The 17445-nt window shown below is 64.9% G+C and carries 20 protein-coding genes; 16 read left to right on the top strand and 4 right to left on the bottom strand.

The window, feature by feature from the left end; all coding sequences use genetic code 11:
• The first annotated feature begins 16 nt into the window (after positions 1-16).
• From GJ699_RS13510 to GJ699_RS13445, 14 genes are all read left to right on the top strand, one after another.
• Positions 17-772, top strand: coding sequence for a HesA/MoeB/ThiF family protein (locus GJ699_RS13510; RefSeq protein WP_154376992.1), 756 nt, complete (start codon positions 17-19; stop codon positions 770-772).
• 135 nt (positions 773-907) lie between these two features.
• The gene (gspG, locus tag GJ699_RS13505; RefSeq protein WP_154376990.1) at positions 908-1351 is read left to right on the top strand and encodes a type II secretion system major pseudopilin GspG; all 444 of its coding nucleotides are present in this window, start codon (positions 908-910) and stop codon (positions 1349-1351) included.
• A gap of 19 nt (positions 1352-1370) precedes the next feature.
• Positions 1371-1838 carry a GspH/FimT family pseudopilin gene (locus GJ699_RS13500; RefSeq protein WP_154376988.1) on the top strand — a complete coding sequence of 156 codons (468 nt, stop codon included), beginning with the start codon at positions 1371-1373 and terminating at the stop codon, positions 1836-1838.
• Between the two features lie 2 nt (positions 1839-1840).
• On the top strand, positions 1841-2209 hold the full coding sequence (gene gspI / locus GJ699_RS13495) for a type II secretion system minor pseudopilin GspI (RefSeq protein WP_154376985.1): 369 nt from the start codon (positions 1841-1843) through the stop codon (positions 2207-2209).
• A complete protein-coding gene (locus GJ699_RS13490) occupies positions 2206-2844 on the top strand; it encodes a PulJ/GspJ family protein (RefSeq protein WP_154376983.1) in 639 nt (212 codons plus the stop codon). The genes gspI and GJ699_RS13490 overlap by 4 nt, the downstream gene beginning before the upstream one ends.
• Positions 2841-3788, top strand: coding sequence for a type II secretion system minor pseudopilin GspK (gene gspK / locus GJ699_RS13485; RefSeq protein WP_154376981.1), 948 nt, complete (start codon positions 2841-2843; stop codon positions 3786-3788). The genes GJ699_RS13490 and gspK overlap by 4 nt, the downstream gene beginning before the upstream one ends.
• Before the next feature lie 14 nt (positions 3789-3802).
• The gene (gspL, locus tag GJ699_RS13480; protein ID WP_154376980.1) at positions 3803-5041 is read left to right on the top strand and encodes a type II secretion system protein GspL; all 1239 of its coding nucleotides are present in this window, start codon (positions 3803-3805) and stop codon (positions 5039-5041) included.
• Positions 5038-5550: a type II secretion system protein M gene (locus tag GJ699_RS13475; protein ID WP_154376978.1), complete on the top strand. Its 513-nt coding sequence runs from the start codon at positions 5038-5040 to the stop codon at positions 5548-5550. The genes gspL and GJ699_RS13475 overlap by 4 nt, the downstream gene beginning before the upstream one ends.
• A complete protein-coding gene (locus GJ699_RS13470) occupies positions 5547-6320 on the top strand; it encodes a type II secretion system protein N (RefSeq protein ID WP_154376976.1) in 774 nt (257 codons plus the stop codon). The genes GJ699_RS13475 and GJ699_RS13470 overlap by 4 nt, the downstream gene beginning before the upstream one ends.
• Positions 6321-6334: 14 nt before the next feature.
• Complete coding sequence (gene gspD / locus GJ699_RS13465; RefSeq protein ID WP_154376974.1) at positions 6335-8572, top strand: type II secretion system secretin GspD; 2238 nt, start codon at positions 6335-6337, stop codon at positions 8570-8572.
• A 1-nt stretch (position 8573) separates the two neighbouring features.
• Complete coding sequence (gene gspE, locus GJ699_RS13460; RefSeq protein ID WP_154376971.1) at positions 8574-9995, top strand: type II secretion system ATPase GspE; 1422 nt, start codon at positions 8574-8576, stop codon at positions 9993-9995.
• A 3-nt stretch (positions 9996-9998) separates the two neighbouring features.
• A complete protein-coding gene (gene gspF / locus GJ699_RS13455; RefSeq protein ID WP_154376969.1) occupies positions 9999-11219 on the top strand; it encodes a type II secretion system inner membrane protein GspF in 1221 nt (406 codons plus the stop codon).
• Positions 11220-11232: 13 nt separating this feature from the next.
• The gene (locus GJ699_RS13450) at positions 11233-11847 is read left to right on the top strand and encodes a type II secretion system protein N (RefSeq protein ID WP_154376967.1); all 615 of its coding nucleotides are present in this window, start codon (positions 11233-11235) and stop codon (positions 11845-11847) included.
• A 57-nt stretch (positions 11848-11904) separates the two neighbouring features.
• On the top strand, positions 11905-14097 hold the full coding sequence (locus GJ699_RS13445) for a patatin-like phospholipase family protein (protein WP_229262093.1): 2193 nt from the start codon (positions 11905-11907) through the stop codon (positions 14095-14097).
• On the opposite strand, the gene GJ699_RS13440 is transcribed toward GJ699_RS13445, so the two are convergent.
• Genes GJ699_RS13440 through GJ699_RS13430 form a run of 3 tightly spaced genes read right to left on the bottom strand, consistent with a single transcriptional unit; the run spans position 14070 to position 15891 of the window.
• Positions 14070-14906, bottom strand: coding sequence for a hypothetical protein (locus GJ699_RS13440; protein ID WP_154376963.1), 837 nt, complete (start codon positions 14904-14906; stop codon positions 14070-14072). The two genes, GJ699_RS13445 and GJ699_RS13440, sit on opposite strands and share 28 nt — an antisense overlap.
• 2 nt (positions 14907-14908) lie before the next feature.
• Positions 14909-15139 carry a hypothetical protein gene (locus GJ699_RS13435; RefSeq protein WP_154376961.1) on the bottom strand — a complete coding sequence of 77 codons (231 nt, stop codon included), beginning with the start codon at positions 15137-15139 and terminating at the stop codon, positions 14909-14911.
• 5 nt (positions 15140-15144) lie between these two features.
• Positions 15145-15891, bottom strand: a complete 747-nt coding sequence (locus tag GJ699_RS13430) for a helix-turn-helix domain-containing protein (protein ID WP_154376958.1) — start codon at positions 15889-15891, stop codon at positions 15145-15147.
• Between the two features lie 169 nt (positions 15892-16060).
• On the opposite strand from GJ699_RS13430, the gene GJ699_RS13425 reads away from it, so the two are divergent.
• Positions 16061-16684, top strand: coding sequence for an outer membrane beta-barrel protein (locus GJ699_RS13425; RefSeq protein ID WP_154376956.1), 624 nt, complete (start codon positions 16061-16063; stop codon positions 16682-16684).
• Between the two features lie 14 nt (positions 16685-16698).
• Complete coding sequence (locus GJ699_RS13420; RefSeq protein WP_154376954.1) at positions 16699-17226, top strand: outer membrane beta-barrel protein; 528 nt, start codon at positions 16699-16701, stop codon at positions 17224-17226.
• Positions 17227-17234: 8 nt separating this feature from the next.
• Here GJ699_RS13420 and GJ699_RS13415 read toward each other — a convergent pair whose 3' ends face one another.
• Positions 17235-17441 (bottom strand): hypothetical protein, encoded by a 207-nt coding sequence (locus tag GJ699_RS13415; RefSeq protein WP_154376952.1) that lies wholly within the window; start codon positions 17439-17441, stop codon positions 17235-17237.
• Between the last annotated feature and the right edge of the window lie 4 nt (positions 17442-17445).

The following is a 17445-nucleotide window of genomic DNA, read 5'->3' as shown; positions in this document are numbered from 1 at the left end:
CCACGCCGCAGAGACGATGAACGACGCACAATTGCTGCGCTACTCGCGCCATATCCTGCTGGACGAAATCGGCATCGAGGGCCAGCAAAAGCTGCTCGATGCGCATGCGCTGGTGATCGGCGCCGGCGGCCTCGGTTCTCCGGCCGCCATGTATCTGGCCTCGGCCGGCGTCGGCCACCTGACGCTGGTCGACAACGATGACGTCGACCTGACCAATCTGCAGCGTCAGATCGCCCACACCACCGAGCGGGTGGGCCAGCCCAAGGCCGAATCGGCACGCCTCACGCTACAGCAGATCAACCCGGAGATCGCTATCACCGCGCTGGTTGAGCGGGTTGACGACGCGCGTCTGGCCGAACTGGTGGCCGCCGCCGACGTGGTGCTGGACTGCACCGACAACTTCGCCACCCGTCACGCGGTGAACCGCGCCTGCGTGGCGGCGCATACACCGTTGGTGTCCGGCGCGGTGATCCGCTTCGATGGCCAGATCAGCGTGTTCGATCCCCGCAGCGGCGCGCAGCCCTGTTATTCCTGCCTGTTCCCGCAGGATCAGAAGTTTGAGGATGTGGCCTGCTCCACCATGGGCGTGTTCGCGCCGCTGGTGGGCGTGGTGGGCGCGATGCAGGCGGCCGAGGCGCTCAAGCTGCTGATGGGTGTGGGCGGCTCGCTGGCCGGGCGCCTGATGATGCTGGATGGCCTGTACATGGAATGGACCAGCATCGCTGTGGGGCGAAACGACGCTTGTCCGGTGTGCGCCGCTCAAAGTCGCTAACACTCGTAAGCCCATGTAAAGAAACTGTCATATTAAGATCGAATTAAGCGCCAAAGCGGATAAATCACGGCCAAATGTCGCCGCTGCCTTAAATCGGCCTTATACTCTGCACTCATTTTTATTTGTTACCCGATTATGAAAAAGTTTACCTTTCGTCGCCGTGCCCAGGGTGGTTTCACCCTGATCGAGATCATGGTAGTCGTGGTCATCATGGGTGTGCTGGCTGCCCTGGTGGTGCCGAAGCTGCTGAACCGTACCGGCGAATCGAAGATCGCCGCCGCCAAGGTGGATATCGCCACCATCATGCAGTCGCTCAAGCTGTACAAGCTGGATAACCAGCGTTATCCAACCACCGAACAAGGCTTGAACGCGCTGATCGAAAAGCCGACCAGCGGCCCGGCCGCCAACGGCTGGAAAGCCGGCGGCTACCTGGAGAAGATGCCAAAAGACCCGTGGGGCAGCCCGTACCAGTATTTGTACCCAGGCGTTAAAGGCGAGATCGACGTGTTCTCCTACGGCGCCGACGGCCAGCCGGGCGGCACCGGCGATGATGCCGATATCGGCTCCTGGGACAATTAACCAGGCGATTGTTCGTATCATGCGTCGCGCGCGTGGCTTCACGCTGATCGAACTGCTGGTGGTGATGGTCATCCTGGGCATCACCCTGGGGCTGGTGTCGCTGAGCGCGATGCCGGGCCAGAAGCAGTCCATGCTGCAGGACGCCAAGCGCATCGCGCTGCTGCTGCAACTGGCGCGTGACGAAGCCATCGTGCGCGATCACCAGATCGCGTTCGAGGCGGACAGCAACAGCTACCGCTTCTGGATCCGCAACGACAACAAGCAATGGGAACAACTGTCGCAGGACGAGCTGCTGCGCGAGCGCGAATTCCAGCACGCGCCGGTGACCTTGCTGCTGGACCCGGCGCCGCCGATGCAGGAGCAGAGCTTGCGCATTGTGTTCGGCCGCGAGCCGGTCGACAAACCTTTCGTGCTGACGCTGGCCAGCAGCGATGGCACCACGATTGCCATCCGCGCCGACGGCATTGGCCATTTCACGGTGGACTGACGATGCGCGCACCTAGCCGAGGCTTCACCATGCTGGAAGTGCTGGTCGCGCTGATGATCGTCGCCACCGCGCTGATCGCGTCGCTGCGCGCGGTCGGCAGCCTGACCGCCAACAGCGACGGCCTGCGCACCCATATGATGGCCACCTGGTCGGCTGAGAACCGGCTGGTGCAGATGCGCCTGTCCAAGGTGTTTCCACCGATCGGCAAGACTTCCTACGATTGCCCGCAGGGCGATCTGCCGCTGAGCTGCGAGGAAGAAGTGATTGCCACCGCCAACCCGCGCTTCCGCCGCGTCGAGGTCAGTGTGTATGAGGTGGCGCATCCGGAGCGCCGCATCATCAAGCTGGTGCAACTGGTGCTGAATTCATGACGTCTCGTGCGCGCGGCTTTACGCTGATTGAACTGCTGCTGGCGATTTCGATCCTGGCGGTGATCGCGGTGCTGGGCTGGCGTGGCCTGGACAGCATCATGCGCTCGCGCGGCACGCTGACCGCGGACATGGAACAGACCCGCGGCCTGCAACTGGCCTTCGCCCAACTGCAGAGCGACTGCGAAAACCTGGCCAGCAGCACGGTGCTGCACAACCGCGCCTATATGCAGGCCGAGGATAACCGCGTCACGCTGGTGCGGCTGGTGATGGCCGAGAACCAGGCCACGCGGCTGCAAGTGGTTTCTTACCGCATCAACGACGGCGTGCTGACCCGGCGCGAATCGGCCTCCACCCGCGAGCTGTTGCAACTGGACACCATGTGGCAGGCGGCGCTGGGCGACACCGATGCCGGCGCCACGGTGGCGCTGCAATCCAATGTGCAGGCCATGAGCGCGCGCTTCTGGATACCGGGCGCCACCTCGGCCAGCGCCGGCGGCTGGCGCGCCGCCAATGGCGTCTCGACGGTCGCCACCTCGGGCGTCATCTCTTCCCTGCCGACCGGGCTGGAAGTATCGCTGACGCTGCGCAGCCAGAGCGACTCGATGGTCAAGTCTTTCCTGCTGGGGCCACTATGAGATTCAAGCGACAACGCGGCGTGGCGGTGGTGACGGCGCTGCTGCTGACCACGCTGGCGGTGACCATCGTCGCCAGTCTGTTCTGGCAGCAACAGGTGCAGGTGCGCTCGATGGAGAACCAGCGCCTGCGGCTGCAGACGCGCTGGATTTTGCGCGGCGCGCTGGACCTGAGCCGTTTGGTCCTGAACCAGGACGTGATGGATTCGCCGCTGTATACGCCGCTGAGCGGAGTCTGGGCCACGCCGCTGGAAGAGACCCGGCTCGACGACTATGTCGAGCGTGAGCGGCTGCAGGGCGAAAATTACGCCGCCACGCTGTCCGGCCGCATGGAAGACGCGCAGTCGCGCTACAATCTATCGAATCTGGCGACCGGAACCACTGTCAATACTGCTGAGTTGGCGGTGTTCGAGCGCCTGCTGACCAATCTGAAACTGGACACCAGCCAGGCGTCGGCGGTGGCCAGCCTGGTGGCGAGTTCGCAGGCCACCAGCAGCACCAGCAGCGGTAGCGGCAATAGCAGCGACAGCGAAACCATGGGCATGGTGCGGGCCGACGATTTGCTGGCGGTGAGCGGTTTCACGCCGGCGGCGATTGAAACGCTGCGCAATTACGTGATCGTGCTGCCGACCACCGCAGTGACGCCGCTGAACGTCAACACCGCGCCGGCCGAAGTGCTGGCGGCGCTGGTGCCCAGCCTGTCGCTGTCGGACGCGGCGGCCATGGTCAGTTCGCGCAAGACGGTGTACTACCGCCAGAAGACGGATTTTACGAGTTTGTCGCAGATGTCCGGCAAGACGGTGACGGCCTCCTGGGATGTGCGTAGCGATTACTTCCTGGCCTATAGCCGGGTAAGGCTGGACCGCGCTTCGCTGGATACGGTATCGCTGCTGTACCGGCCGGGCAAGCTACCCGCCACCACGGTGGCATGGATACGGGAATACTAAGAAAGCGAGACCCTTTGACTACATTATTTATCCGCTATCCGTCCAAGGCCAGCGTCGACAGCGGCGCGGCGCAGACCTGTCCGTACGCGTTGGTGGGCGACGGCGGCAATCTGCTGCAGCAGGGCAGTGCGCCGCTGGGTAATCTGGGCCAGATGGTGGCGTCGGCGCGCCGCGTCACGCTGCTGCTGGCGGCGGCCGACGTCACGCTGGTGCGGGTCAAGGCGCCGCCGCTGTCGGGCGCCAGGCTGAAGGCCGCGCTGCCGGCGCTGGTGGAAGAACATGTGCTGGGCGATCCGGCCGATTGTGCCATGGCGGCCGGCGCCGCCGACGATGAAGGCATGCGCACGGTGGCGGTGGTGCAGCGCGCCTGGCTGGAAGTGCTGGTCAAGGCGCTGCTGGCGCAGGGCGCGCACGCGGTGTCGGCGCTGCCGGCGCAACTGGGACTGCCGTTCCAGCCGGGCGCCGTGTCGGCCGCGCTGCTGCCGGGCGATGCAGGCTTTGAGCTGGTGCTGCGCCAGTCGCAGAACGAGGGCCTGGGCCTGACCTTGCCGGCGCAGCCGCAGGCGGCGCTGCAGACCTTGCGCGCGCTGGCAGGCGAGCAGCCGCTGACGCTATACCTGCCGGCCGACTTGAAGCGGCAGTTCGCGCCGCTGGCGGCCGAGCAGCCGCACCTGACGCTGGAAGACGATCACTGGGCACACTGGGTAGCCGCCGCGCGTGGCGCCGGGCTGGATCTGGCGCCGGCACTGGGCGCCGCCAGCGGCGCTGCGGCGCGCGCCTGGCAGCGCTGGCGCTGGCCAGTGCGGCTGGCGTTGCTGGCGCTGCTGGTCAATGTGGTCGGCATCAATGTCGAATGGCTGCACCTGAAGCGCGACGCCAAGGCGGTCGACCAGTCGATGCGCCAGGTGTTCAAGTCGGTGTATCCGAGCGAGCCGCTGGTGGCGGCGCCGCAGGACCAGATGCGCCGCAATATCCGTCTGGCCAAGAACAACAACGGCCAGTCCGGGCCGGATGAATTTGTCACGCTGAGCGCCTCGTTCGGCGAAGCGCTGGCCACGCTGCAGCGGCGCGACATCATCGCCACGCTGGAATACAAGGACCATGCGCTGCTGGTCAAGATCAAGCCCAATACGGTGGATGGCGCGGCGGTGGCGCAGCTGCGCGGCGCGCTGGCCAGCCGCAAGCTGGAATTGCAGGAGCCGACGCCGGGCAGCTGGCGCATCCAGCCTGCCGGCGCGGGAGGAAAATCATGAGTAAAGCAAAACTGTCGACCCAAGAACTGCGCGCGCGCGCCGACGCCTTCTGGCAGGCCCGCACCGAGCAGGAACGCAAGCTGTTGCGCGTTGGTGGCATCGTGGTCGGTCTGGGCCTGTTCTACGGCCTGCTGGTCGGCCCGGCGCTTGATGGCCGCGCCCAGTTGAACAAGGAGCTGCCGCTGCTGCATCAGCAAGCCGCCGAGATGCAGGTGATGGCGCGCGAAGCGCAGGCGCTGAAAGGCCAGAGCGACATCGCGCCGACGCCGATGTCGCGCGAGACGCTGAACGCCAGCCTGGCGGCGCGCAGCCTCAATCCGCAATCGCTGAACATCACCGGCGACTACGCCAAGCTGCAGTTCAACGGCGTGCAGTACGCCGGCGTGGTGGCCTGGCTGGACGCGATCCGCACCGAAAGCCGCATCAATGTGATTGACGCCAGTTTCACCGCGCAGGATGCGCCGGGCGTGGTCAACGGCGTGCTGACGCTGCGCCAGGGCGGCCGATGAAACGCATCGTGTTATGGTTGCTGGTGATCGCGGCGACGATGGCGCTGACGCTGGCGGTGTTTTTCCCGGCCAGCTGGCTGGGCGCCATTGTCGAGGCGCGCAGCGGCGGCCGTTTGACGCTGGGGGATGCGCAAGGTACGCTGTGGCGCGGTTCGGCCTTTGTCGGCGGCGCGGCTGGCGACAACAGCCCGGTGACGCCGCTGCTGCCGGGGCGCTTCAGCTGGAAGATTTCGCCGCTGGCGCTGCTGGGCATGGTGAACATGGAGCTGGAGAATTCGGAAGCGCTGGCGCAGCCGGTGACTTTCCGTGGCGGCTGGTCGCAATGGCAGCTGAGCCCTTCGGCGCTGCTGCTGCCGGCCGAGGGGCTGGCCGGGCTGGGCGCGCCGCTCAACACGCTGGCGCCGAGCGGCACCATGCGGCTCAGCTGGACCGGGCTGGAACTGGCGCTGGCCAATCGCCAGCTCAGCGTCGATGGCCGCACCACGCTGGAGATGAGCGACATGGCGTCGCGGTTGTCGTCGATCCGGCCGCTGGGCAGTTATGCGCTGGCGCTGGACTGGCACGGCCAGCAGGCGCAATTGACGCTCAGTTCCGTCAAGGGACCGCTGCTGTTGAGCGGCAAGGGCGGTTTGAACAACGGCCGGTTGCAGTTTTCCGGACAGGCCGAAGCAGCACAGGGATACGAGGATACGCTGGCCAATTTGCTGAATTTGCTGGGCCAGCGCAAGCCAGGTAGTGACCGCAACATCATCGCATTAGAGTTCCACTAAGATAAAGTCCGACTATGAAAAAACAGTTCGTGAGCAAACCCAATCTTCCCGCGCTGCGCCGCCTGAGCGCGGGTGCGATGCTGTGCTGCGCGATCAGCGCCGCGCCCACCGCCGCGCTGCTGCTGCCCGCCATCGCCCATGCCGCCAGCGAGGAAGCGGCGCTGAACTTTGTCGGCGCCGATATCGAATCGGTGATCAAGGCGATCGGTCACTACACCAACATCACCTTCGTGATCGATCCGCGCGTGAAAGGCACGCTGACCGTGGTGTCGGAAAAGCCGGTCAGCAAATCGCAGGCTTTCTCGATGCTGACTTCCGCGTTGCGCTTGCAGGGCTTCGCGGTGGTCAGCGGCGACGGCTACGCCAAGGTGGTGCCGGAAGCGGACGCCAAGCTGCAGGCCAGCCCGACCCAGGTCGGCGCCGCGCAAGCGTCGGCCAAGGGCGACCAGATCGTCAGCCAGATTTTCCATCTGAGTTATGAATCGGCGGCCAACGTGGTGACCGTGCTGCGTCCGCTGATTTCGCCGAATAACACCATCAACGCCAACCCTGGCAACAACAGCGTGGTGGTCACCGATTACGCCGACAACGTCAAGCGCCTGGCCAAGATCGTGGCCGCGCTGGACGCGCCGGCCGCCACCGATCTGGATGTGATCCCGGTGCGCTACGCCATCGCTTCCGATCTGGCGGTGATGCTGAACAAGATGCTGGAAGGCGGCGGCGGTGGTGGTGGTGGTGGCTCCGGCAGCACCGATTCCAGCAAGACCAGCGTGCTGGCCGATCCGCGTACCAACTCGCTGATACTGCGCGCGCCGTCGGCCGCGCGCGCCAACCTGGCCAAGTCGCTGATCGCCAAGCTGGATCAGCCGACCCAGGAATTGGGCAATGTGCACGTGGTCTATCTGAAGAACGCCGAAGCGACCAAGCTGGCGCAGACGCTGCGTTCGGTGGTGTCGGGTGAGGTGGCGCAGTCGAATAGCGGCAGCGGCACCAGTTCCCAGAACGGCAGCAACAATAACAATAGCCTGGGCAGCAGCTCCAACAGCTCCAGCAGCAGCTCGTCGAGCAGCAGCAGCTCCGGCCCGAGCAGCTCCCTGCTGAGCAACTCCAACAGCTCGCAGCAGAACAGCGGCAGTGGCGGCGGCAGCTCGGCAGGTTTCATCCAGGCCGACGCCACCACCAACACCCTGATCATCACCGCGCCGGAATCGGTGTACCGCAACCTGCGCGCCGTGATCGACCAGCTGGACGTGCGCCGCGCCCAGGTCTACATCGAATCGCTGATCGTCGAAGTCACTTCCGACAAGACCTCGGAATTCGGCGTGCAGTGGGTAGGCGCCACCGGCAATTCGAACAGCTCGACGCGGGTCGGCGTGCTGCAATCGTTCACCACCGGCGGCACCTCCAACTCGCTGACCGGCATTTACAGCGGCGCCGGCTCGGTCTTGCCGAGCAATGGCCTGTCGTTCGGCCTGTTCAACAGCAGCGGTCTGGGCTTCCTGGCGCACTCGCTGGAATCGGACTCCAACGCCAACATCCTGTCGACGCCTAACCTGATCACGCTGGACAACGAACTGGCCACCATCAAGGTCGGCCAGAACGTGCCGATCCTGACCGGTTCGTACACCACCTCGTCGTCGACCTCCAGCAATCCATTCCAGACCATCGAGCGTAAGGACGTCGGCCTGACGCTGAAAGTGCGGCCGCAGATTTCCGAAGGCGGCACCATCAGGCTGGCGATCTACCACGAGACCTCCAGCGTCGACAGCTCGACCCTGACCGACGCCAACGGCATCACCATCAACAGCCGCGTGATCGAAAATAACATCGTGGCCGACGATGGCCAGATCATCGTGCTGGGCGGCCTGATGTCGGACACCGGCGGCGACGGCACCGACAAGGTGCACGGCCTGGGCGATCTGCCGATCATCGGCAATCTGTTCAAATACCAGAGCCGCACCCGCGCCAAGACCAATCTGATGGTGTTCCTGCGGCCGGTGATCGTGCGCAGCAAAGAGCAGAGCGCCAGCCTGTCCACCGACCGTTACGACTACATGCGCTCGCAGCAGAGCAATGTGGTGACGCCGCAGACCGGCCTGGTGAACGATCTGGGGCAGCCGATGCTGCCGGAAATGCAGAACGGTAAACCAGTCAGCGGCGGCGTGCTGGCGCAACCGCCGGCACAGATCCCGGCGCCGCTGCGCAACCCTGGCGCGGCCGAGAACGTGCAGCCGCAACCAGTGCAGCAGTGATATGAGTAACTTGCTCCCTTACGCCTTCGCGCGCGACTTCGTGGTGCTGGCCCAGACCAGCGACACGGCGGAAAACACCGTCGATGTGCTGGTGTGCGGCGCCACCGCGCCGGCCGCCATCGCCGAGGTGTCGCGCCGTTTCGGCCGCATCCAGCTGAAGCAGATGACGCGCGCCGAAATGGATACCGCGATCGCCGCCGCCTACGCCAGCTCGGGCGGCAACGCCTCGATGGTGGCGGAGGAATTCGACGCCGACCTCGATCTGACCAAGCTGCTGCAGGACGTGCCGGCGATCGAAGACTTGCTGGAATCGTCCGACGACGCGCCGGTGATCCGCATGATCAACGCGCTGCTGACGCAGGCGCTGCGCGACAGCGCGTCCGACATCCACATCGAACCGTTCGAGCAGACCTCGGTGGTGCGCTTCCGCGTCGACGGTACGCTGCGCGACATCGTCCGTCCGCGCAAGGCGATTCACGGTTCGCTGATCTCGCGTATCAAGATCATGGCGCAGCTGGACATCGCGGAAAAGCGCCTGCCGCAGGATGGCCGTATCACGCTGCGCATCGGCGGCAAGCCGGTTGACGTGCGGGTGTCGACGCTGCCGACCGGCCACGGCGAACGCGCGGTATTGCGTCTGCTGGACAAGGAAGCCGGCCGCCTCGATCTGAATCACCTCGGCATGAGCGAAATCATGCTGCCGAAGTTCGACGCCATGATCAACCAGCCGCACGGCATCGTGCTGGTGACCGGCCCTACCGGCTCCGGTAAAACCACCACGCTGTATGCCGCGCTGTCGCTGCTGAACGCCACCACCACCAACATCATGACGGTGGAAGACCCGATCGAGTACGACCTGCCGGGCGTTGGCCAGACCCAGGTCAACCCGCGCATCGAGATGACCTTCGCCAAGGCGCTGCGCGCGATTCTGCGGCAAGACCCGGACGTCATCATGATCGGCGAGATTCGCGACCTGGAAACCGCGCAGATCGCGGTGCAGGCATCGCTGACCGGCCACTTGGTGCTGGCCACGCTGCACACCAACGACGCCGCCGCCGCCGTCACCCGTCTGCTGGACATGGGCATCGAACCGTTCCTGCTGTCGTCCACGCTGCTCGGCGTGCTGGCGCAGCGGCTGGTGCGCAAGCTGTGCCCGAGCTGCAAAACCTTCGATGGAAAACTGTGGCACGCGGTCGGCTGCGACCATTGCGGTCATAGCGGCTATCAGGGCCGGGTCGGCGTCTACGAATTCCTGGAGACCACCGAACATATCCGCGCGCAGATTCACAACCGCGCCTCGGAAGCCGAGATCAAGACCACCGCTGTCGGCGATGGCATGCAGACCATGCGCGAGGATGGCGAACGTTGGCTGGCTAGCGGCGTCACCACCCAGGCCGAACTGATGCGCGTCACCAAGGACTAAGGCATGCCCGCATTTCGTTATGAAGCCGTCGATGCCGGCGGCGCCAGCAAAAAAGGCGTTCTCAATTCGGACAGCGCCCGTTCCGCGCGCGCCGAGCTGCGTTCGCAGGGACTGGTGCCGCTCAAGGTCGACCAGATCGCGGCGCAGGTGGATGCCGCCGGCAGGGCGCGCAGCCGTGGCTTTGGCGAACGCCTGAGCGCCAATGAGCTGGCGCTGTTCACGCGTCAGCTGGCCAGTCTGCTGGAAGCCGGGCTGCCGCTGGAGCAGGCGTTCACCGCGCTGCTGGAACAGGCCGAGCGTCCGTATCTGCGCGACCTGATCGCCTCGGTGCGCTCGGAAGTGATCGGCGGCGATTCGCTGTCCGCTGTGCTGGGCCGCCATCCGCGCGACTTCGCTGAAATCTACCGCGCGCTGGTGGCGTCCGGTGAACAGATTGGCCAGCTGTCGCGGGTGCTGTCACGCCTGGCCGACTACATCGAGCGCCGCAACGCGCTGGTGCAAAAGGTGCGGCTGGCGTTCACCTATCCGGCCATCGTCACGGTGGTGGCGTTTTCGATCGTGATCTTCCTGCTGACCTATGTGGTGCCGCAAATCGTGTCGGTGTTCGCCAATACCAAACAGAAGCTGCCGTTCCTGACCTTGCTGATGCTGGCGGTGTCCGAATTCGTGCGCAACTACGGCATTGTGGTGGCGATCGCGCTGGTCGGCGCCTGGTTCGGCTGGCGGCGCGCGCTGCAAAACATCGCGCTGAAACGGCGCTGGCACACCTGGTTGCTGACCGCGCCGCTGTACGGCAAATTTGAACGCAGCCTGAATACCTCGCGCTTCGCCAGCACGCTGGCGATCACCACCGGTTCCGGCGTGCCGATTTTGCGCGCGCTGGAAACCAGCCGCGATACCCTCAACAACGTCGCCATGCAGGAGCTGGTGGAAGAGGCCAGCGACGCGGTGCGCGAAGGCGTTAGCCTGGCGCGCGCGCTGTCGGCGCAGAAGCACTTCCCGCCGATGCTGATCCACATGATACGCGCCGGTGAAATCACCGGCGAACTGCCGGCCATGCTGGACCGCGCCGCCACCGCGCAGGAAGCGGATCTGGAACGGCGCACGCTGACCATCGCCGGCCTGCTGGAGCCGGCGCTGATCCTGGCCATGGGCGTGGTGGTGCTGCTGATCGTGTTGGCGGTGCTGATGCCTATTATCGAAATCAATCAGCTGGTACGCTGATAACAAGGACACCATGAAGCGTTTGCCCTTAATCGTTACTGTTCTCGCCGTGGTGCTGCTGTCCGCATCGCTGGCTTACTGGGGACTGCAGTTGTTCAAGCCGCAGCAGCGCGCGATCGCCGCACCGCCGCCACCGCCGCCGATGGGCGTCAACCTGGATGCCGCCAAGGGGCTGTTCGGCGGCCAGGTGACGGTGGCCGCGGTCAGCAACTACCAGCTGAAAGGCGTGGTGGCGGCGCAGGGTGAGGACAGCGCCGCCATCATCGCGGTCGACAACAAGCCGGCGGTGGCGCTGGCGGTCGGCAAGGAGATCGCGCCGGGCGTGATCGTCAAGGAAGTGCATCCGCGCCATGTGCTGCTGTCCGAGGGCGGCGTGATCAAGCGGGTCGATCTGCCGAGCGATGCCGGCGTGTCGAGCGGACCAGCGGGTGGCGTGCAGGCACCGGTGGCGCCGAGCGCACCGCAGGTGCAGCCGCAACCACCTGCGCCGCAACAGCCGCCGGTGACGCAAATGCCGGCGCCGGTGCAGGGACTGCAGCCGCCGTCGCAGCAGCCGAACGCGCAGACTTCGGGACAACGTCCGATCGCCCCGATGGGCATTCCACCCATCCCCACCAACAACCAGTAGGGTTAGGCCATGGCTTATATCCGCTCCCTGGCCGCAGCTATATGCTGCGGCTTTTTCTTGTCCATCGCCTGGGCCGCGCCGCCGCAGGCCAATGCCACCTCGGTGGCGCCGGATGCCAGCATCAAGCCGCGACCGAAGATCGCGCTGGTGCTGTCGGGCGGCGGCGCGCGTGGCTTCGCCCACATCGGCGTGCTGCGCGCGCTGCAGGAATTGCGGGTGCCGGTCGACTTCGTGGTCGGCACCAGCATGGGCAGCGTGGTGGGCGGCGCTTATGCGGCCGGCACCTCGGTCGATCAGCTGGAGCAGCTGGTGCGCCGCACCGACTGGAACGCGGTGGTGGCCGACCGGCCGCCGCGCGATGAACTGTTCTATCGTCGCCGTGAAGAAGACCTGCTGCTGCCGTCGCGGATTGAATTCGGCGTGCACTCGGACGGCGTGTCGCTGCCGCCGGCCGCCGCCGGCAACGAGGCGCTGGAACTGGCGCTGACCAGCGTGCTGCCGGCCGGCGCGCGCGACAAGCCGGCCAATTTGCTGCAGCTGCCGTTCCGCTCCGTGGCCTCGGACCTGGTGACCGGCGAACTGGTGGAACTGAGCGACGCCCCGCTGTTCCTGGCGATGCGTGCCTCGCTGGCGGTGCCGGGCGTGTTCGCGCCGGTGCGCGTCAACGAACGGTTGCTGGTCGATGGTGGCCTGGTGCGCAATCTGCCGGTCGACGTGGCGCGTGAGATGGGGGCGGACATCATCATCGCCGTCAACGTCGGCACGCCGCTGGCGCCGGAGAAGGAACTGGTCAGCGCGGTCAGCGTGGCGCAGCAGATGCTGCAAATTCTGACCGAACAAAACGTCCAGCGCTCGCTGCGCGAGCTGCGTCCCAACGACGTGCTGCTGCAGCCGAATCTGGGCGGCATCGGCTTCCTCGACTTCGGCCGCTACGACCGCGCGATGAAAGAGGGCGAGGCGGCGGTGCGCGCCATGAGCGACAAACTGGTCAAGCTGGCCTTGCCGGAAGCGCAGTACGCGGCGTATGAAACCAAACGCCTGTCGGCGCCGGTGTCGATCGACCAGTCGGTGCAACTGGCCAAGCTGGAAGTGGCGCCGAGCGGGCGCATCAATCCGAAAGAACTGGAAGTCCAGACCGGGCTCAAAGTCGGCCAGATGGTCACCAGCGAAGAAGCCAACCGGGCCGGCAACCTGCTGTTCGGTCGCGGCGACCTGGCGCGGGTGGAAACCGAAGTGCGCGACGACCAGAACGGCCGCAGTGTGCTGATCAAACCGACCGAGGCCGATTGGGCGCACAGCCGCCTGCGCGTCGGGCTGGAACTGAGCAGCGATTTCAGCGACAACAACGCCTTCGAACTGAAGGTGATGCACGTGCTGTCCTCGCTCAACGACTGGGGCGCCGAACTGCGCACCATCGGCTACGTCGGCACCGAGCGTTTGCTGGGCACACAGTGGTGGCAGCCGCTGGGCGCCGGTTCGCAGTGGTATGTGGCGCCGTCGCTGGAATACGGCTCGGGCGCCAACGACATCTTCAGCTCCAGCGGCTTCCGCCAATCGCGTTACGCCTACAACTACAGCGCCGCCACCATGGCGGTGGGGCGGCAGTTCGGGCGCTGGGGCGACCTGCGCTACTCGGTCGAGCGGCAGAACGCCAACTCGCACCCATCGATACCGGAAGACCTGACCAAGAGCTACACGTCGCAGACCTTGCAGACGCTGAGCTTCAATATCGACACGCTGGATACCATCGCCTTCCCGACCCGTGGCACCCTGTTCAGCCTGGAGTGGCAGCGCGCGCTGCACAAGCCCGGTGAAACCGCGCCGGTGCCGGCCAAGCAGCAGATCAAAGGCATGGAAGCCTTCCATACCGGGCGCTGGGCCGGACACGTGTATGCCGAATGGGCGCGCAGCGAAGGCGGCGCCACCGACAACAACCTGGGCGGCTTCCTGCGGCTATCCGGCACCACGCCGGACTCGATTGTAGGCAGCCGCACAGTGCTGGGGCGGGTGGTGATGGCGCGCAGCATCGGCGCCATGCCAGCCGCCTTGGGTGGCGACGTCCGCCTGGGCTTTTCGCTGGAAGCCGGCGGCGCCTACAGCCCGAGCGACCCGCTGCGCTGGGGTAAGCTGAAAAATGCCGCCAGCGGCTTCGTCGCGGTCGACACCCGCTTCGGCCCCTTATACTTCGGCGCCGGCACCACCAAAGCCGGCAACAGCAGCGCCTACCTCTTCCTCGGCCCGATCTGGTAAAACTCCCCGGAGTTGGCTTTCCATTTGCGCGAAGGGTAGTCGATGGTGATGGTGTGCTGGCCTAGGCCGCCAAGGCCGATGACGCCGGCCAGCGGCGTGCCGATGTCCACGGCGCGCATGCAATGGCCGAGTACCCCATCGCGGAACGTGGTGCCGCCGACGCGCAGCGTGGCGGTGAAACGGCTGATTTCACAGCCGGTCTGTTGGCCAAAGCTGGGGGCGCTGAACGCGGTGCCGCTGTCGGTGCGCAGCGCTTCGTACAGCGAACGCTGAAAGGGGACGAATGTGAACAGCGCCGCGCCGGTGTCGAACATCGCCGCTTGCGGGCCATCGGACAGCAGGATCGGTATGACGATATGGCCGCCGTCCCAGCCTGCCTGGTGCACGTAGGTGAAATCGGTGGCGTCGCTGTCTTCGCGCAGCAGCGCGTCGTCGGTGTAGGCGAAGCGATCCTGCTTCAGGTCCAGCACGATGCTGCCGTGTTCAAAAAACGCGTTTCCAACGGTGCCGGCGCGGCCACATTCGATGATCTGCGGCGCGGTGGAGGTGATGGTGTGGCCGCCGATTTCGATGCTGATCTGGCGCGTGCGCGGGTGGTGCCCGGTCGGGACGAAGGCGGCGTTGGCGCCGGTGTCCAGCTGTACCAGGCAGGGGGCGCCGTCGATCCGGGCCGGAATCAGCGCGGCGGCGCGCGGAAAGTCTTGGTCGCCGATGCGGAAGCTTTGCCAGGTGATGTGCTGCCATGCCGGTTCGGCGTGCGCCAGCATTGTCAGCAACAGCAGGGAACAACCGCAGGCGCGCCGTTTCATCGTTATTTGGTGGCGATGCGGCGGATGATTTCGTACACCGCGATCACCAACGCCAGCACCGGGAAGGCGTTGGTGATGAAGTTGGGGATTTCGTCGATATGCACCACCCGTTCCAGGATGGTGTAGCCGGTCAGCAGGATGAACACGGTGGCCAGCAGCCACTGCTTCTGCACGGTGAAGATGCCGGCCGCCGTGACGGTGCCGGCCAGGCTGATGATGGTGTCGATTTTCATGCGCGCTATTTTAATGGAGCGGCGCGCCGCAAGGCGGTAAAGGCGGCAAATTCCCACGAGCGGAATCCAACCAGCAAGGTGAAGCCGTCGCGCTCGTGCGGCAGCAGCCGGCGGTCGCTCTGGTGCAGCCGCGCCAGCTCGCCGGCCAGCTGCTGGATGCGCGATACCAGCTCCTGCGCGCTCGGCTGCGACAGCCGCGCCGGCAGGCACAGCAAGGTCTCGCCGGCGGCGTTGAAGCTGCCGCCAAAATAATCGTCCACCACGTGTTCGCGGAAGAATTGCTGCACCGGGCCATCCGGCAACCAGCGGAAGGCGTTGGAGACGCGCAGCCGGTAGCGGTTCAGCGGCTTCAGTTCGATCAAGCCCAGCCGATCCAGCTCGGCCAGCAGGACGATGCACTCCGGTTCGGTCAGGTCGTAGGTTTCCAGCACCTGTTCCAGCGTCCAGTGACCCAGGCAGCAGATCGCCATCAGCAGCAGGTTGGGATTGGACAGCAGCGATTTTTCCTGCGGCAGGGTCAGGCAATCGGCTTGCGGCGTGGCGTCGGCGGCGCCACGCAAGACATCTTCCAGCGGCACACCGGCGGCCTTGCAGATCTGCGCCAGCCGCGACAGCGACATGTCTTGCTGGCCAAACATGCGCTTGACGCTGGACTCGCTCATCGAGATGCGCTCGGCCAGCACTTTGTAGGTGACGCCCGCCGCCCGCATCTGGGTCCGCAGCACTTGCAGCAGCAATTCCGGTGAACTCATATCTTGCCTTAGTAAAAAAACAAAAGGTATCGTAGCACGCTACCCGCCGTTCTGAAAACCAGCCTTCGGAATAATTAATTAGTACATCAGCTTGAGGTGCCGCAAACTGGCTGCGTTGCTCCTCGTAGAAGCAGCAACACCAGGCATCAAACTCCGAGTAAAGGTTGTCATGAACAAATCATTGGGCTGGCTGCTGCTGTTGATCGCAGGCGCCGCGCGGGCCGAGGAACCTTCCATCTATTCGCTGGGCGCCGATCTGGGCCTGAACACCCGCTACAAGCTGAAATGCTGGTCCGGCATCGGCTGCGATCAGCGCGCCGAGCGTGGCTTGCGACTGTACACCGCTTATACGCTGGGTAGCAATCAGTTGCTGGGGCTGCGCAATTCCAACGCGCTGGAGCTCAGCGCCTTCGACTTCGGCAATGTGACCAGCGTGGTGCAGACCGCAGCCGATGGCGGCCATCTGCCGGGCAAGAGCAAGGTGGTGGGCGCGTCGCTCAATTATGTGTCGGGCTTGCAGCTGAGCGAGCGGCTGGCGTTGACCACCAAGGCTGGCGTCAGCTTTGCGCGCAGCACGGTGCAGTACGCGGATGCATTTGACCTGTCGAATTACGGCGCCGTGGGCACGACGCGCAGCAATCGCGTTGGCCTGGATTACGGTCTGGGCTTTGCCTACGCGCTGGACAAGAACTGGTCGCTGCATGGCGACTGGCTGCGGGTGCCGATCAAGCTCGGCACTTATGACAAGACCCATGTCGACATGTATTCGATCGGCCTGGGCTACCGTTTCTAATCGGAGGGAAAACAATGAAATTACTGGGATTGGGTTTATTGGCCGTTTGCCTCAGCGCCGGCGCCAGCGAGCCGTGGTATGTGGGTGCCGATGTCGGCATCGCCGGCAATTACACTCAGCAGGGCGGCAATAACGGCCGCATCTATATGGGCTATGAAGTGGTGCCCGGACAGGCAGTGGAGGTGCAGCTGTATCAGTTCAATCTGCGCCGTATCGAAAATATTTATGGCTATACCTACCAGGACACCATCCGCGCCAAGGGTGGGGCGGTGGCTTGGGCCAGCGCGTGGCCGCTCACCGACAAGATCGACCTGAACAGCAGGCTCGGCGTCAGCTATACCGAGACTCGTGTGCGGCCACAAGGTAATGGCGTAGATCAGTTCTATACCAGGGTTGGGCCGCTGGCCAGCGTGGGCGCATCGTATGCGCTGACCGAAAACATCAAGCTGCGTTCGGATGTGAGCTACACCCAACTGCAGACCGGTTACCACGATAATCTAGACCATACGGTGCTGAGCGCCGGTCTGGCCTATAAGTTCTGACGCTGGCTTTACTGCTCGTCGAGATTGAGCTTGGGATTGATCCTGGCGAGCAGCTGTTTGGCGGCGTGTCGGTCGTTGGCCTGCGGTTTGGCATGCGGACCGGCACCGCCGGCCCGCTGTTTGGCCGCCAAGGCCACCGGGTTGCGCGGCGCTTTCTGCGATGGCTCGATGCGCATCGTCATCTTTTGCCGGGTTGCCAGTGCCTTGTTTGCCATTGCC

Source organism: Duganella guangzhouensis (genome assembly GCF_009674535.1).
Classification (GTDB): domain Bacteria; phylum Pseudomonadota; class Gammaproteobacteria; order Burkholderiales; family Burkholderiaceae_D; genus Rugamonas; species Rugamonas guangzhouensis.
This window is presented reverse-complemented; position numbering and strand designations above follow the sequence as displayed.